This window comes from Pseudoalteromonas sp. SR43-7 (assembly GCF_014163785.1).
In the GTDB taxonomy this organism is placed as follows: domain Bacteria; phylum Pseudomonadota; class Gammaproteobacteria; order Enterobacterales; family Alteromonadaceae; genus Pseudoalteromonas; species Pseudoalteromonas distincta.
Map to the genome: position 1 here is coordinate 21,484 of NZ_JACJDY010000002.1, position 14,855 is coordinate 36,338.

Genomic DNA, 14,855 nt, shown 5'->3' on the forward strand with positions numbered 1-14,855 from the left:
CATAATGAGTGGTTTTATGAAAATTTATAACTATATAGAGCAAACATTCTTTTTTACGTTAACCCGTAAAATAGTCGGTAATTTAAGTTTTGTATTATTGTTCCAAGCAATTACGTTATTTTGGCTGCATCAGAGTTTAAGCGAACAACAGCAAAGTACAGGGCTATTTTGGCTGCTTACGCTTGTGATTATATCTGGTTTTATTTTTACTCTTTTTTATATGCGTTTTTTAATTGTTCGCCCTGTTACTGCTATGCGCGATACTTTGATAGAAATAAACCAACAAGATGCAAATTTAGCAGCAAAACTTCCCCACTTTTCGTATGACGAATTTAAAGATTTAAGTTCACAATACAATATATTTACTGCCCATTTAAGTGAGTTACTCAGCACAACATATAACAGTGCTCAAGCTAGTGCACACAGCAATACACAAGTCACTGAATCAATGAAAAATACTGAGCAATCAAGTGAGCAACAAATACAGTTAAGCCACAGTATTATTAATGCCAGTATGCAAATAACCCAAAGCTTACAAGACATAGTAAATAATACAGATAGCGTACATAACGTTAATAATGAACACCTTAACTTTGTAAAACTATCTGCATCAGAACTCGCTGCTTTAGTAGAGCAGGTGAAACTTATTACTAATATGCTAGGTAGCTTTTCAAATACAATTGCGGGACTAAAAGAGAACAGTGAAAACATTCGTAGTATTTTAAAAATGGTTGAAGAGTTTTCTGATCAAACTAATTTGTTAGCCCTCAACGCCGCAATAGAAGCAGCTAGAGCGGGTGAAGCTGGCAGAGGATTTGCCGTAGTTGCAGACGAAGTACGCACGCTTTCAATAAAGGTAAGTGGCGCAACTAGGCAGATTAGCGACTTTATAAATCAGATGAATCATTTGGTAAACGAGACAAATAAAGAGTCAGAGCAATTAATGACTCACTCTAATAACGCACAAAGCTCAATTAGTGCAACCTGTGATGGCTTTACTAAAATGCTTAGTGAGTTTGAGCACAACCAGCAGCAGCTGCAACAAATAGCCAGTGCTGTGCATTTGCTTGAGGGCACCCAAAGTACGACTCACCAATCGGTAGAGCAAATCGTAGCTTTAGGGGAGCAAGCTAAACAGCAAATAGATACGGCATTAGCCGATAGCGAGCAATCTCAACAGCTAAGCTTGCAAACCCAACAACAGTTAAAACGCTTTGTGCACTAAGAAGCGTTTTCGGGCTCAGAGAAATATGGTAAATTACGCAGCTATTAATTTAAGTGTGTAAAGCGTGTGAGCAACCCTACCCCAGACTATGAAAAATTAGCCCTGCAAATAAAAACCTGGGGGCAAGAGCTTGGCTTTAGCGAAGTGGGCATTACTGATATTGACTTATCTAAGCACGAAGCCCAATTGCAACGTTGGCTTGATGCAGGCTACCACGGCTCGATGGATTATATGGCTGCCCATGGTATGAAACGCGCCCGCCCTGCTGAATTAGTACCTGGTACACAGCGTGTTATATCTGTAAAAATGAATTATCTGCCTCCCGATGCTGGCTTTGCAAAAACCTTAAAAAATAAAGAAAAAGCATATATAAGCCGCTATGCATTAGGTCGCGATTACCATAAATTAATGCGTAATCGTTTAAAAAAACTCGGCCAAAAAATAGAGCAAGAAGTTGGCGAGTATGGCTTTAGACCCTTTGTAGATTCAGCCCCTGTACTTGAGCGTCAACTTGCCGAAAAAGCCGGTTTAGGGTGGCGTGGTAAGCATTCGTTATTAATTAACCAAGAAGCGGGGTCGTGGTTTTTTTTAGGCGAGCTATTTATTGATTTACCTCTACCAATTGATGCAGAAAACACCTTTGAAGGCTGCGGTAAATGCGTTGCTTGTATTACTCTTTGCCCAACAGGTGCAATTATAGAGCCCTACGTTGTTGATGCACGTAAATGTATATCGTATTTAACCATAGAACACCAAGGGCCAATACCAGAGCAGTACCGTTCTTTATTAGGCAATCGTGTTTATGGTTGTGATGATTGTCAGTTGGTATGTCCTTGGAATCGTTATGGACAAATAACTGACGAAAATGACTTTCATCCTCGCACTCAATTAAAAGATAAAGATTTACTTGAGCTGTTTGCTTGGGATGAGCCTACATTTTTAAAAAATACCGAAGGCAGCCCTATTCGTCGCATTGGCCACGAACGTTGGTTACGTAATTTAGCAGTTGGTTTAGGTAATGCAGAGTTTAGTCCCGCTATTATTAATGCCCTACAAGATAAAAGCCAAATATGCAGCGAACTTGTTTTAGAGCATATTGAATGGGCACTTGCTAAGCAAAACGATAAACAACGATTACAAATTCGTAAAACAGCTAGGTTAATTAGAATTGTAGAAAAAGGCTTACCAAGGGATGCATAGCACCGCTTAAGTAAACCTTTATATTGCGAAGTAACTAGTTTTTCAAAAGTAACGATAGATCTTGTTCTATCTCTGTAAAGGCTGCTTTGACTTGTTTAACAGACTCTTCTCTTGCTACTGAGTTTTGGATAGTTTCATCTACTTTTTTATAAATAAACACCTCCTGATCTTCATCCAGTCCCATTGATGGGATACGTTCTTCGAGCTCTTCTTGTAACTGTTTAAACACTTTTTCGTTGTTTTGACGGTTTTCATTCAACAAGCTAATTAAGCTATGAAACTTACTATGAACAGTACTTGCTACGGCATTAAGTTTCGCTCGTTGTGATTCAAGCATTTTCTTGGTCATGATGGCGCGTAGCTGCTGCTCGGTAACACTGACAATAAAACATACGTGGTCGCGTATACGACCATGCTTATCAGGGTCATGATCGGGCATATTTAAAATAAGTAAGCTAATCAATTCATAGTTAACTAAAATTCGGTGCGAAAACTCATGTAAGCGCCCTTTGTTTTTCAGCATTTCAAATAGCTCCACCACAATAGGTGAACACACGCCGTTTAGCGCAAAGTGGCTAATTTCATTATTTTCTCTAAATTCTACATTGCTTTGTAAATCAAAAGACTGCAGGCAATCTACAAGCGCTTTACCTAGCTCTTGAGGATCGTTAATAAAGCCTATGTTTTCAACGTAGTTAACTATTTGCCCCATTTCACTGCTATTGGCCATTGCATTAAATGCAGTTGATGTTGCATCTTCAACTTGCTTTTCTAGGCTTTGTTTTTCAACGAGTACTTGATTTAAATTTTTAAGCTTTGACTTAAGTTCATCATGGCCAAAGGGTTTTACAATATAGTCTTCTGCACCAACCGAGTAGCCTTCCATGCGCTCTTCAACTGTGCCACGAGCAGACACAAACATAACAATAATGTGTGCTGTATTTGGGTTTGCTTTAAGTGCCTTACATACTTCATAGCCGTTCATTTGCGGCATACTTACGTCGAGCAATATAACCTGAGGCATATAGCCCTCAACCATGTTTAAACACTCAGGACCATTCGTTGCTACTTGTAATTCAAAATCAAGATCCTCTAAAATTTCCTCAATAATTTCAAGGTTAAAGGGTTCGTCATCAACGGCAAGTATTTTAGTTAAGGCCATAATTTATCATCCATTTAAATTCTTTAAAAAGTTACTTGGTATGCCAAAAAACAATTAATTAGTGTGTTGTATTAACTGATCTTCAGCTAAATGCTCGTCTAAGTTTATTTCTAATGGCACTTGTATAGATATAGTTGCACCACCATTTTCGTTGTTACGTGCAGTGATTTCACCTTGGTGTAAAGATACAAACTCTCTACACAATGCAAGGCCTAACCCTGTGCCACCAGCACCACTATTTGTTTTACTGCTTTGCACAAACTTAGTAAAAATATGCTCCAACTCATCTTCTGGTATACCGACCCCATTATCGGTAACCTCTATAGTAGCAAGCTTATTATCTGACTCTAAATTTACCCGTATTTTACTTTTAGGTTCGCTAAATTTAAGTGCGTTACCTAGTACGTTTCGAAGTAACTGGTTTATTTGCTCTTCATCACATTGTGCAATTACAGGTAATGGCTGTGCGGTAAATATAATCTCAATTTCTTTTTCCATTGCCGTACCAGACACATCATCAATACTTGTTTTAATAATATTCGCTAAATTATAGGGACGAGGGTTAAATGGAAACTTGCCTACATCTAGCTTAGATAGGTCGAGTAAATTATTTAGTAACGACAGTAAACGCTCACCACTACTCTCTATTCGCGATAAATACTTAATGAGTTTTTCTTTTGCAAAATCTCCAGCTTCTAATTTACTTAAACCAAAACGAGAAAAGCTTAAAATAGAGTGCATAGGTGTTCGAAGTTCATGCGACATGTTTGCTAAAAATTCTGATTTACTTAAGTTTGCAGCCTCAGCCACATTTTTAGCATGCTCGAGTTGTGAAGTACGTGCTCTTACTTGCTCTTCAAGAACATCTTTTGCTTCAAGTAATAAATCCTCTTTTTGCTTTAGATGGGTTACATTTTTAAATATGACCGCAAGTGCTATTTCGCCATGGTGATCTATCTCATTAAAAGAGCCAACTAAGGGTATATAACCTCCTGCAGTTTTAGATAAACGTAAGTCGCAGCTAAATTGGCGATTACTATTTAATGTCGAAATTTTATTTTTAATACCTAAAGTTGAATCATCATCTAAAAAGCTAAATACTGATTTACCTTCTAGTTCGTTAAACGGTAAGTTAAATAGTTTTAAACAAGCATCATTAGCTTCTATCACTCTACCGCATTTCTCAAACAACATAATTGCATCGGGCGTATGCTTATAAATAACCTGAAGTAGGCTGTCTTTTTCAATCAGGGCATCAACTGTATCTTGTAGCCTTTCGACAAGTTCTGCGTTATGGCGTTTTAATAGCTCTGTTTGCCACAATTTATGTATTGATTGTAATAATGAGCTGTCGTTCAATGGCTTAATAAGTACGTCTTCTACACCTTGACGAATAGCTTCAATCATTGAAACTTGATCGGGACGTGAGGTAAATAATAAGCAACGGCAATGTGGTTGCATTATTTTTAAGTTTGAAAAAATTTCTAAACCGGTTCCGTCATCTAAAATAAAATCGCTTATCAGTATATCGATTTGCTTTTCTTTCGTAATTTCTAAAGCTTCTGCAGAGGTGGTTGCTGTATGGGTCTCGATATGAGCACCGATTAAGCTATTTTTCATTTTTTCGAGACGCTCAGGAACATGATCGACGAGTAAAATAGCGGGTAATTGCAAAATATGATTAGAGCCTAATTCTAGTAGGCTCTCTAAAAGAGAAGTAATTTCTTTATTAGAAAAAAATGGATATATCACGGTTGCGTCAGGCGCAACATGATTTAGCTCACTAAACGCAGTTAGTTGCTCACCACTTTGTGCTTTTGGAGCAAGCAGCATAAAACGCTCTTGCGCTACTTGGCTAACAAGCGGTTTTATAGAATCAACAGGCACACCATTGGCAACAACAACTAAGTCGTAGTCGCCTATATTGGTATACATGTCTAGCATGCTGAAATGAATTAATTCGACTTCACATCCTATTAATTCTAAAAGCACTTTCACACGCATTGCGATGACACTGCTACTATCAACAATTAATATTTTTCGAATCATCAAGCTACACTTCAAATTAATAAACTTAATATGTTAATAGCGTAGACTATTTTTATTTAATTGGCATAAACCCTTCGTCTTATTTTGTAAAAAAATATTACAACATTATGAAAAATAATTTATTCCAGATGTTTTCCAAAAATAGTAAGGCTATACGCCTTATCATCCATTATGGCAACGCTTGGCAACTCGCCCCATATTTCAAAATCAAAATGCTTAAACAATTTAACACTCGGTAAGTTATGACTAAAAATAAAACCAAGCAATACTTTAATATTTAATTGCTTAGCTTGTGTTTGAGCAAATATCATTAGCTTTTTACCAAGCCCTTTACCTTGTGCTTTACGGGTAATGTAAATGCTCATCTCTACTGTGCCATCGTAAGCAGGGCGCCCATAAAACGACTTATAACTTACCCAAGCAAGTACTTGGTTATTTTCGCAGTAAACATAAATAGGCCTTTTATCGTTATGGCTATTAAACCAGTCACGCTTTTCGTCAACAGTAACTTCTTCGGTATCTGCAGTTACCATTCGCCCTGCAATGGTTTCATTATAAATGGCTACAATTTCACTAAGATCATCAATAGTTGCTAAACGGGTTGTCATAGGTCATTCAAAGGTTGATCAATTTGTTTCATATTAGCGTATGATTATCCAATCAAACAATTGAAAAGTTTAGGTAATGTAATGCTAAAAAAAATTATAATAGGATTAATGGCTTTATTTATTAATGCCCCACTCCACGCTGAAACATCATCAACTATTAACCAAACCTCTACCCAAGACTGTCAAGATTTTACCAATGTCGATATTCGAAAGCTTCGCTCAAAAGAATCTATTAATTTATGCCAATTTAAAAATAAGCCTTTATTAATAGTAAACACGGCAAGCAACTGTGGTTTTACACCCCAATTTAAAGGCCTCGAAGCGCTATATCAACGATACAAAGAACAAGGTTTAGTCGTATTAGGGTTCCCTTCTGATGATTTTTTTCAAGAAGAGGATAGTGAAAAAGAAACTGCAAAAGTATGCTTTGTAAATTATGGTGTAACCTTCCCTATGTTTGCTACAAGCGAAGTGCGTGGTAGTAAAGCGAATCCAATTTTTAAATATTTGAATGAGCAAACTAGCTCTCCAAATTGGAACTTTTATAAGTATTTAGTGTCTGCTGATCGTGAGACGGTTTTACGATTTAACAGCAAAGCAGCACCTGATTCAGAACAAATGATTGCTGCAATTGAAACTGTGCTTTCTGATAAATAAGTTTATACTGGTACAATTAGTTCAAACTAACTAGAATGATATTTTAACTCGGTTAAAAAAACACCACACTATACTCGGGAGATTTTATGACAGTAGCAAGCGCACGACATATACTTGTAGACAGTGAAGCACAATGCTTAGACTTAAAAACAAAAATTGAGCAAGGCGAAGACTTTGCTGAATTAGCCAAAGCGCATTCAAACTGCCCATCAGGTCAAGATGGCGGTGCTCTTGGTGAGTTTGGTCCTGGTATGATGGTTCCAGAGTTTGATAAAGTTGTGTTTTCAGCTCCAATTAACCAAGTACAAGGCCCTGTGCAAACTCAATTTGGTTATCATTTACTTGAAGTTACTAGCCGTTCAGAATAAATTTAACTGTATCGTAAGTAACGTTTTATAAAAGCCGCTTATGCGGCTTTTTTATGGAGTAATTATGCAATTAATTGGTTCTGTACCTTCACCTTACGTGCGCCGAATTAGAATTTGGGCACAACAAAACAACTGTAAACTAGAGCTTGTGAGTCTTGATATATTTTCTGAGCAAGATCGCCCTACTATGGCCAGTAAAAATCCAGCTCGAAAGATTCCCATTCTGGTAGATGGCGACTTAACACTTAGTGACTCTAATTCTATATTGCGCTATTTACTTGAAAAAACAGGGCAACCAAAACTAACGTGGCCGCAAGAGCACTTACTTACGACTATAAATGCCTGTAACGATTCGCTAGTAGAAATGCTGCTATGTGAACGCTCTGGATTTGACACCAAAAGCGATAAACTCTTTTTTAATTTGCAAAACGAACGAATTGAACAAACATTAAGCTTTTTAAATACCCATTTAAGCGATGAAGAATTTAAAAGCTGTGAATACCTCAACATCAGTTTATACTGCCTGCTTGATTGGATTTGCTTTCGTGAATTAACTGACTTTAGTCAGTATTCAGAGCTTGTTGCTTTTCATAAGCAATATGGCAAGCGTCAAGCAGCAATAGATACTAATCCTCGTCACTAATTTAAAAAGGTAAACACATGAGCGATATCGAAATTGAATCACAACTAGTTAACTTTGTAGAAAAAGTACGTGTTAGCGAAGTAATTTGGGCACTTGGTGCAGAAGATAATGGCTTTGTAGTGTGCGATTCTAACCAATTTGACGAAACTGACGTACTACTGCTTTGGGAAAGTGAAGAAGCAGCTAAAGCGCAATGTAAAGAAGAGTGGAAAGACTACAGCCCTGTAGAAATAAATCTTGATGAATTTTTAGATGCATGGGTTGAAGATTTAAATGAAGATAACGCACTTGTTGGCATTAACTGGAATGATGACCAAGTATGTACAGAGATTGAACCTACTGGTTTAGCTCGCGCATTAAGTGAGTAATACTTTATACGCTTTATTTTAAGAGCGGATAAAACCCGACTAGCATCTACTGCTAGTTGGGTATAAAATAAAACACATCATTATTTTCAAGGTATTACGTTGAAAACCCATCTTGGTCGCCGGCCCTTTTCAGCCATGGAACTGCACACTCTTTATAATGGATATATATACGGTGATTTTAAAGTTGCACGTGAGCAACCAAAACACTGGCATTTTTGGCTTCCTCTAATTGCATATTACAGTGGTGCATATAGCGATGAAATTGGCTATCTAACGCTTGATGATCTGTCTCTTGAAAAAGATGTCTTATGTTTTAATTTTCATACTCACGGTAAGATAAAACCTCGCTTAGTTCCAGTGCATCAGGCACTTATAGATGCCGGGTTTAATGAATATTTAGCATTCATAAAATCACAAAATCAACAACGATTAATGTTCGACTTACCCGCTAAAACTGGCAGATACAGTGAAAAAGTCCGTATTTGGTTTTCAGGTGAAGGTGAGCGAGCCGGCTATTTACAAAAATGTGATATACCAAACGTTGATCAACTCGGTATGAAAACAGCCATAAGCAGCCTTCGTCTTAACTTTGAGCAACAAGTGCGTATACATGCTCTGCAAGCCAACTCTAAAGACGCCTTTAATTACCTCATGGGATTTAACGAATACCCACATAATGAATTTAAGGACGTGCTTTTATTAGATAACGTGATCCAAAAAATACGTATTATTAACTCACACCTGCATTGGCAGCGTTTTATAACACGCGAAAGCCACTGACAAACTTTGTTACTATTTCCCCTTAAAGTCACCGTTATAATCAATTACTCTATTAAAAAAAACTGTTAGGATATCTAACCCCCTAATAATATGAGCATAAAAAAGCCTATTTAGGGTAGTTTCTAACAACAACAATCTAGGGATCACTATGTTTCTTAAAAGCCTCTTAACAGTGAGCGTTGCTTTGGCAATGGGTGCTGCAAACGCTAACGAATTCGTTATTGAAAAACTCGCAAAACCAAGTTCTCAACAGGTATCGTTAACACTCGATCCGAGCCAAGATACATTCACAGGGATGACTGAGATTTCCCTAGAAGTACTAAAACCAACAAAATACATTGAATTAAATGGCGTAGCTTACGCTGTTAAAATGGCGCAACTGCTTGGCGACGAAAATTGTGACTTAAACAACGAAATGCTTAAAACAGGTAAAGTTAAATTTAGCTGTGATGAGCAAATTCAACCAGGTAAATACACCCTTAAAGTTGATTTTTCAGCGCCATATAACCGTCAAAGTGTTGGTTTATACAAAACGTTAGACCAAGGCACACCTTATTTATTTACTCAATTTGAAATGAGTGATGCACGCCGTGCATTTCCTGTTTTTGATGAGCCAAGTTACAAAATTCCATTTCAGTTAACGATTACTGCACCTACATCACAAAAAGTATATTCAAATACGCCTGAGCTTAAAGCAACGGTTGATGGCGATATGACCACACACTACTTTGATAAAACGCCGCCAATTCCTTCATACTTAGTCGCGATGGCTGTTGGCCCATTTGAAGAGTTAGATATTAAAGGCATGCCAATTCCTGGTCGTGTAATTACCCCTCAAGGTAAAATTCACTTAGCCCAATACGCAAAAGAAAACATGCCAAAAGTACTGGGCGCACTTGAAGCGTATTTTGGTATTCCTTACGTTTACAAAAAATTAGACTCAGTAGCGGTACCAGAGTTTCCATTTGGCGCAATGGAAAACTCAGGCTTAGTAACCTACCGAGAAGATATTTTATTAGTTGATTTAGCTGCAGCAACACGCAGTAAAAAACAGCGTAATGTATCAATTATTGCTCATGAACTTGCTCACCAATGGTACGGTAATTTAGTAACCATGAAATGGTGGAACGACTTATGGTTAAACGAAGCGTTTGCTAGCTGGATGGCTGCAAAAATTACTAAGCAGCTTAACCCTGAGTTTGAATCGCACTTAGACCTGCCACAAAACAACGTAATGGCACTTGATGCACGCCTAAGCACCAAGCCTATTCGTAAGCCAATTAAAACCGAAGCCGACATTATGGACGGTTTAGGTCTTGCTTACAGTAAAGGCAGCTCAGTACTTGCTATGGTTGAAAACTGGATTGGCGAAGATGCATTTCAAAAAGGTATTCAAAGCTACTTAAAAGAGTTTTCATATAAAAATGCAGAAGCAGCCGACTTATGGGAAGCACTTGGTAAAGCGTCAAATAAAGACGTAGCGAGTGTTTTAAAATCGTTTATTGAGCAATCTTCTTTTCCACTAGTTAAAGTAACTCAACAAGGTAGCAAAGTAACTATTTCACAAAGCCGCTTTGCAAACGCAGGCGTTGATGCGCCAGAGCAGCTATGGAATGTACCTGTTGCAATTAAATATGGTGCTGGCGATAAAGTAAAAACAGCAAACGTATTACTTAATAAACAAAGCCAAACACTAGATTTAGACTTTGAACCAGAGTGGATTTATCCTGACCAAGGTGCATTAGGCTACTACCGCTGGGTAATGGATGATGCACAATTTAGCGCGCTTGTTAAAAAGGCGCCAAGCGTACTGAGTGACCGTGAGCGCTTAGCGTTACTATCGGCTACTGATGCGCTACTTGATGCTGGTGTTATATCTGCTGCTAAGTTAATGCAAACACTTGAAGTGTTCGTAAGCGATAGCCACCCTCGCGTAGCAAATACCGCACTAGGTTACTTAGTATCGCAACAGCGCACTTTTAAAGACGATAGCAATAAAGACCTATGGCCTGAATTTATTCGCGGTGCAGTAACGCCTGCAGCTAAAAAATATGGTCTTGAAGCAAAAGCGGGAGAAGACGGTGCTATTGCACAACTTCGTGCAGCCGTTGTATCACGCTTAGGTTTTGATGGTGAAGATCAAAACGTCATCAATAAAGCCAAAGAACAAACGCAAGTTTATTTAAATGATCCACAAAAAGTAGACCCATACTTAGCAGGTACGTACTTAACTCTTGCTGCTTTTCATGGCGATAAAGCACTGCTTGATCAATTCATGACTACGTTTAAAACGACCAAAGATCCACAAGTACGTACTAACATGCTTGCAGCTATGGGCTTTTTTGGTAAACCTGAGTTACAAAAAGCGGTATTAGCTTATAGCTTAACGGATGAAGTAACGGCATCTGACATGCGTACTATTTTGTCAGGTCAAAGTTACACAGATGAGCGCCAGGCATTATTTATTGATTGGGTTTACAGTAACTACGATAAAGTAACAGCAAGCTTACCGCCGTTCTTTATACCTAACTTGCCGTACTTTACAACTGCAAGCTGTGATGCAGAAAGCTTAGCGACAACAAAAACCTTCTTTAACGAAAAAGTAGCTGATGTAGCTGGTTACGCGCGCACATTAAGTAAGCTTGAAGAAAGCACAAACGATTGTATCGCGCTTAAAACACGTGAACTTGAATCGGTTAATAGCTTTTTAAAAAGTAAGTAATTATTAGGTTTATTGAGCTATAAAAATACAAATGCCGCTGAATATAAATTCAGCGGCTTTTTACTTTTTATATAAAATTAGTTGCCAATAATCATAGTTAGCTTGGCTATAAAATCTTTGGCTGCTTGCTCAGAATTTATTTTAAACGCAACACCATAGTGAATAGGTTGGGCGCTTTTAAAAATGCGCGTAGGAAAGCGTGTCATCTCACTGCTATGGAAGTACCCTTGCGCACGCGTTACGCCATCAATATCATTAAAATCATCGCTAAACACCTCAAATGCTGGGCGAATTACTATTTTACCCTTGCCGCTTTCGCTGTGGGTATAAAATGCTTCTTTAGAGTTTACTAACATGTACTCTGCAATATTTTTAATCTTAAAATTACTTCTGCACTGTAATTTAATGAGCTGTTCTGTCAGCTCGTCTGCACTATAAGCCACGTGTAATCCCTATTAGTTAATTTGCGTATTAGATTAACGCATACGCACAATAAAATCTGAATTTATTTGTCTGCTTTACTTTGTTATATCACATACAAAAGCGAGTTTTTCATTGTTGTAACTCATTCTTGTTATATTTGTTTCGCAGTAGGTGCTTAAATTAAGCCATTGCGATACTTCATCACTTCCATCAAGTTTACGCTGATAAACGCGGTTTTTAATAGCATAAGCAATGGTCGTATTATCTTTTAAAATAAAATCTTGAACTTGAGCCGGTAACCTTAATAGGTCTTCAACTTGTTTATCTTGTGGATTAAAACTCGCTAAAATGTGTTGCTCGTTTTTAGTGTAACTAAATAAAAATGTAGCCATTGAGTTGTTATAAATAAGCGTTCGGCCAATATTACTGGCAGCTATTTCCCCCTTCGCTTGTGCAACTGAAGTATATTGAAGAGTGTGAGGCTTTCCTAAAATAAACATCACTAAATCATTTTGCCCCCCCCATGCATGGTATCCAACAGGTTCAATCCAATCAAAAATACGACTTGGCGCATCTTCATTTTTGAGTGGGTATTGCCACAATTTTTGCTTACCGTCAGCTTCTACAACAATCGCTGATATCGCATCACCACTTGGCATAACCGTTGGTGAATATTCGCTTACAGGAGAGTTAGTTATATTGGTAACTTTTTTTGAAGTGAAATCATAATAAGCAATATCAGTTTGGCTTTGCCCCTTATTAATTACTTCATGAGTAAAGTATAAACCTGTACTTGTTAAGTGCGGTTGGTTGTTATAACTATTTTTATCGCTAACTATACTAACTTGTACCCCGAAAGGTGTATTTAAATCAGCAAGTAATACTTGGCTTTTTGGCATGCTAGCCTGCACCACTATTGGGCTCAGCGCTGCTACAGAAAATAATCCAAGTAATGGTTTAATAAGTTTCATGCTTTCTCTCGTTTTAATTTTAAGCACCTCATGATAACGTTATTTGCTGATGGCGTCACTTGAGCTAAGTCAGTCAACTCTTAAGATACCCAAACGACTTAAAATAATGTTAAGTTTAGTCTGGTTATAAAACCTGGTCCTAAAAAAGAGAATTAACATGTCAGCTAAAAATCCTATTATTGCGATTACGGGTTCATCTGGTGCGGGTACAACCACCACAACGAATGCAATTAAACATATTTTCCGTAGCCTTAATATTCAAGCGGCTTTTGTCGAAGGAGATAGCTTTCATCGTTACACTCGCCCCGAAATGGATAAAAAAGTTCGAGAAGCACAACAAGAAGGTAAACATATTAGTTACTTTGGCCGAGAGGCCAATGACTTTGGCGCTTTAAAAACACTGTTCGAAAACTATAGCGAAACAGGTCAAGGAAAGTTACGCCGCTACTTACATACCTTTGATGAAGCCGTTCCGTACAATCAATTACCTGGTACATTTACACCTTGGCAAGATCTTGATCATAATACTGACATTTTGTTTTATGAAGGATTACATGGTGGTGTAGTTGATCAAGATGTAGACGTGGCAAAGCATGTCGATTTATTAATAGGCATGGTTCCAATTATTAACCTTGAGTGGATTCAAAAATTAATACGCGATACATCCGAACGAGGCCATTCTCGCGAAGCGGTTATGGGCTCTATTGTGCGCAGTATGGATGACTATATAAATCATATTACCCCGCAGTTTTCTCGTACCCATATTAATTTTCAACGCGTGCCAACTGTTGATACATCAAACCCATTTAGCGCCAAAGATATTCCATCTCTTGATGAAAGCTTTGTAGTTATTCGCTTTAGGGGTATTGATGATGTTGATTTTCCTTATTATTTACGGATGATCGAAGGCAGTTTTATGTCTCGTATTAATACGCTTGTAGTACCGGGGGGCAAAATGGGCTTAGCTATGGAGCTGGTTCTTACTCCACTTATTAAAGATATTATTTTGAAAAAGCGTGCACTGGAAAACTTAGCACCTTTGGATATACCTATTTAACTCCTCTTCTAAGATTGAGCTCTCTCACGTACACTGCTGATTTTAGTAGCAATAAGGGAAATTGTGTTGTACTCATTAAAAATTATTGTGGGTTCTAAAAACCCTGTCAAAATTAACGCGGCTAAACATATTTTTGCAATGTATTTCCCTGAACATGAAATTGATTGCCAAGGTGTTGATGCTCCATCCAATGTGCCAGATCAACCTATTGGCGAAGAAGAAACACGTGTTGGCGCACAAAACCGTGTTAATTATTGCAAAGAGCATTACCAAGCTCACTACTACGTGGCAATGGAAGGCGGTGCAGAGCAATTTAGCTATGGTGCAGCAACCTTTGCTTACGTAGTTATTGATAATGCCTTAAATCAGGTTGTAGGGCGCAGCAGCAGCCTCCCCTTGCCTCAAGTGCTTTATAACGCATTACTTAACGGCGAAGAGCTTGGCGATGTAATGGACAAAGCATTTAATACCACCAACGTTAAACAAAAAGGGGGCGCTATTGGGTTACTTACAAACAATCACGCCACGCGCGAAAGCACCTATACACAAGCACTCACTTTAGCTATGGCGCCCTTTCTACACGTAGATCTCTACAGCCAAACAAATTAATTTAGGAAGTTTA

Annotated in this window: 15 protein-coding genes; 10 read left to right on the forward strand and 5 right to left on the reverse strand. The window is 37.9% G+C overall.

Translation table 11 applies throughout. From position 1 onward, the window contains the following. Positions 1-4: 4 nt before the first annotated feature. Together H5087_RS01385 and queG are read left to right on the forward strand one after the other, a co-directional pair. Complete coding sequence (locus tag H5087_RS01385; RefSeq protein ID WP_182670919.1) at positions 5-1,225, forward strand: methyl-accepting chemotaxis protein; 1,221 nt, start codon at positions 5-7, stop codon at positions 1,223-1,225. Between the two features lie 66 nt (positions 1,226-1,291). After that, positions 1,292-2,425, forward strand: coding sequence for a tRNA epoxyqueuosine(34) reductase QueG (gene queG, locus H5087_RS01390; protein ID WP_182670920.1), 1,134 nt, complete (start codon positions 1,292-1,294; stop codon positions 2,423-2,425). Between the two features lie 34 nt (positions 2,426-2,459). Here the strand turns inward: queG and H5087_RS01395 are convergent, their stop codons facing one another. The 3 genes from H5087_RS01395 to H5087_RS01405 all read right to left on the reverse strand — a co-directional run bounded on the left by H5087_RS01395 (position 2,460) and on the right by H5087_RS01405 (position 6,244). After that, a complete protein-coding gene (locus H5087_RS01395; protein ID WP_058154163.1) occupies positions 2,460-3,587 on the reverse strand; it encodes a PleD family two-component system response regulator in 1,128 nt (375 codons plus the stop codon). A gap of 54 nt (positions 3,588-3,641) precedes the next feature. After that, positions 3,642-5,636 (reverse strand): ATP-binding protein, encoded by a 1,995-nt coding sequence (locus tag H5087_RS01400; RefSeq protein ID WP_182670921.1) that lies wholly within the window; start codon positions 5,634-5,636, stop codon positions 3,642-3,644. Between the two features lie 119 nt (positions 5,637-5,755). Then, positions 5,756-6,244 carry a GNAT family N-acetyltransferase gene (locus H5087_RS01405; protein ID WP_182670922.1) on the reverse strand — a complete coding sequence of 163 codons (489 nt, stop codon included), beginning with the start codon at positions 6,242-6,244 and terminating at the stop codon, positions 5,756-5,758. 81 nt (positions 6,245-6,325) lie between these two features. Between H5087_RS01405 and H5087_RS01410 the strand changes: the two genes are divergently transcribed. The 6 genes from H5087_RS01410 to H5087_RS01435 all read left to right on the forward strand — a co-directional run bounded on the left by H5087_RS01410 (position 6,326) and on the right by H5087_RS01435 (position 11,782). Then, complete coding sequence (locus H5087_RS01410) at positions 6,326-6,901, forward strand: glutathione peroxidase (RefSeq protein WP_002958010.1); 576 nt, start codon at positions 6,326-6,328, stop codon at positions 6,899-6,901. A gap of 86 nt (positions 6,902-6,987) precedes the next feature. Next, positions 6,988-7,269, forward strand: coding sequence for a peptidylprolyl isomerase (locus tag H5087_RS01415; protein WP_002958009.1), 282 nt, complete (start codon positions 6,988-6,990; stop codon positions 7,267-7,269). 64 nt (positions 7,270-7,333) lie between these two features. Further along, positions 7,334-7,912, forward strand: coding sequence for a glutathione S-transferase family protein (locus H5087_RS01420; protein ID WP_024605976.1), 579 nt, complete (start codon positions 7,334-7,336; stop codon positions 7,910-7,912). Between the two features lie 17 nt (positions 7,913-7,929). After that, a complete protein-coding gene (locus H5087_RS01425) occupies positions 7,930-8,280 on the forward strand; it encodes a DUF2750 domain-containing protein (RefSeq protein WP_002958007.1) in 351 nt (116 codons plus the stop codon). A gap of 99 nt (positions 8,281-8,379) precedes the next feature. After that, complete coding sequence (locus tag H5087_RS01430; RefSeq protein WP_182670923.1) at positions 8,380-9,060, forward strand: hypothetical protein; 681 nt, start codon at positions 8,380-8,382, stop codon at positions 9,058-9,060. 148 nt (positions 9,061-9,208) lie between these two features. Beyond that, positions 9,209-11,782 carry a M1 family metallopeptidase gene (locus H5087_RS01435; protein ID WP_182670924.1) on the forward strand — a complete coding sequence of 858 codons (2,574 nt, stop codon included), beginning with the start codon at positions 9,209-9,211 and terminating at the stop codon, positions 11,780-11,782. 77 nt (positions 11,783-11,859) lie between these two features. Here H5087_RS01435 and H5087_RS01440 read toward each other — a convergent pair whose 3' ends face one another. Both H5087_RS01440 and H5087_RS01445 read right to left on the reverse strand, forming a co-directional pair. Then, positions 11,860-12,225 (reverse strand): hypothetical protein, encoded by a 366-nt coding sequence (locus H5087_RS01440; protein WP_007376965.1) that lies wholly within the window; start codon positions 12,223-12,225, stop codon positions 11,860-11,862. Between the two features lie 75 nt (positions 12,226-12,300). Beyond that, the gene (locus tag H5087_RS01445; protein ID WP_182670925.1) at positions 12,301-13,176 is read right to left on the reverse strand and encodes a hypothetical protein; all 876 of its coding nucleotides are present in this window, start codon (positions 13,174-13,176) and stop codon (positions 12,301-12,303) included. 157 nt (positions 13,177-13,333) lie between these two features. On the opposite strand from H5087_RS01445, the gene H5087_RS01450 reads away from it, so the two are divergent. Continuing rightward, entirely contained in the window at positions 13,334-14,233 is a 900-nt protein-coding gene (locus tag H5087_RS01450; RefSeq protein WP_002958002.1) for a phosphoribulokinase, read from the forward strand. Between the two features lie 63 nt (positions 14,234-14,296). After that, the gene (gene yjjX / locus H5087_RS01455; protein WP_182670926.1) at positions 14,297-14,842 is read left to right on the forward strand and encodes an inosine/xanthosine triphosphatase; all 546 of its coding nucleotides are present in this window, start codon (positions 14,297-14,299) and stop codon (positions 14,840-14,842) included. Positions 14,843-14,855 lie beyond the last annotated feature (13 nt).

Coding starts and splice junctions, on each gene's coding strand:
- H5087_RS01420 (WP_024605976.1), top strand. CDS start 7,334: ATGCAATTAATTGGTTCTGTACCTTCACCTTACGTGCGCCGAATTAGA.
- H5087_RS01400 (WP_182670921.1), bottom strand. CDS start 5,636: ATGATTCGAAAAATATTAATTGTTGATAGTAGCAGTGTCATCGCAATG.
- H5087_RS01445 (WP_182670925.1), bottom strand. CDS start 13,176: ATGAAACTTATTAAACCATTACTTGGATTATTTTCTGTAGCAGCGCTG.
- H5087_RS01450 (WP_002958002.1), top strand. CDS start 13,334: ATGTCAGCTAAAAATCCTATTATTGCGATTACGGGTTCATCTGGTGCG.
- H5087_RS01415 (WP_002958009.1), top strand. CDS start 6,988: ATGACAGTAGCAAGCGCACGACATATACTTGTAGACAGTGAAGCACAA.
- H5087_RS01405 (WP_182670922.1), bottom strand. CDS start 6,244: ATGACAACCCGTTTAGCAACTATTGATGATCTTAGTGAAATTGTAGCC.
- H5087_RS01395 (WP_058154163.1), bottom strand. CDS start 3,587: ATGGCCTTAACTAAAATACTTGCCGTTGATGACGAACCCTTTAACCTT.
- H5087_RS01385 (WP_182670919.1), top strand. CDS start 5: ATGAGTGGTTTTATGAAAATTTATAACTATATAGAGCAAACATTCTTT.
- H5087_RS01425 (WP_002958007.1), top strand. CDS start 7,930: ATGAGCGATATCGAAATTGAATCACAACTAGTTAACTTTGTAGAAAAA.
- H5087_RS01410 (WP_002958010.1), top strand. CDS start 6,326: ATGCTAAAAAAAATTATAATAGGATTAATGGCTTTATTTATTAATGCC.
- H5087_RS01435 (WP_182670924.1), top strand. CDS start 9,209: ATGTTTCTTAAAAGCCTCTTAACAGTGAGCGTTGCTTTGGCAATGGGT.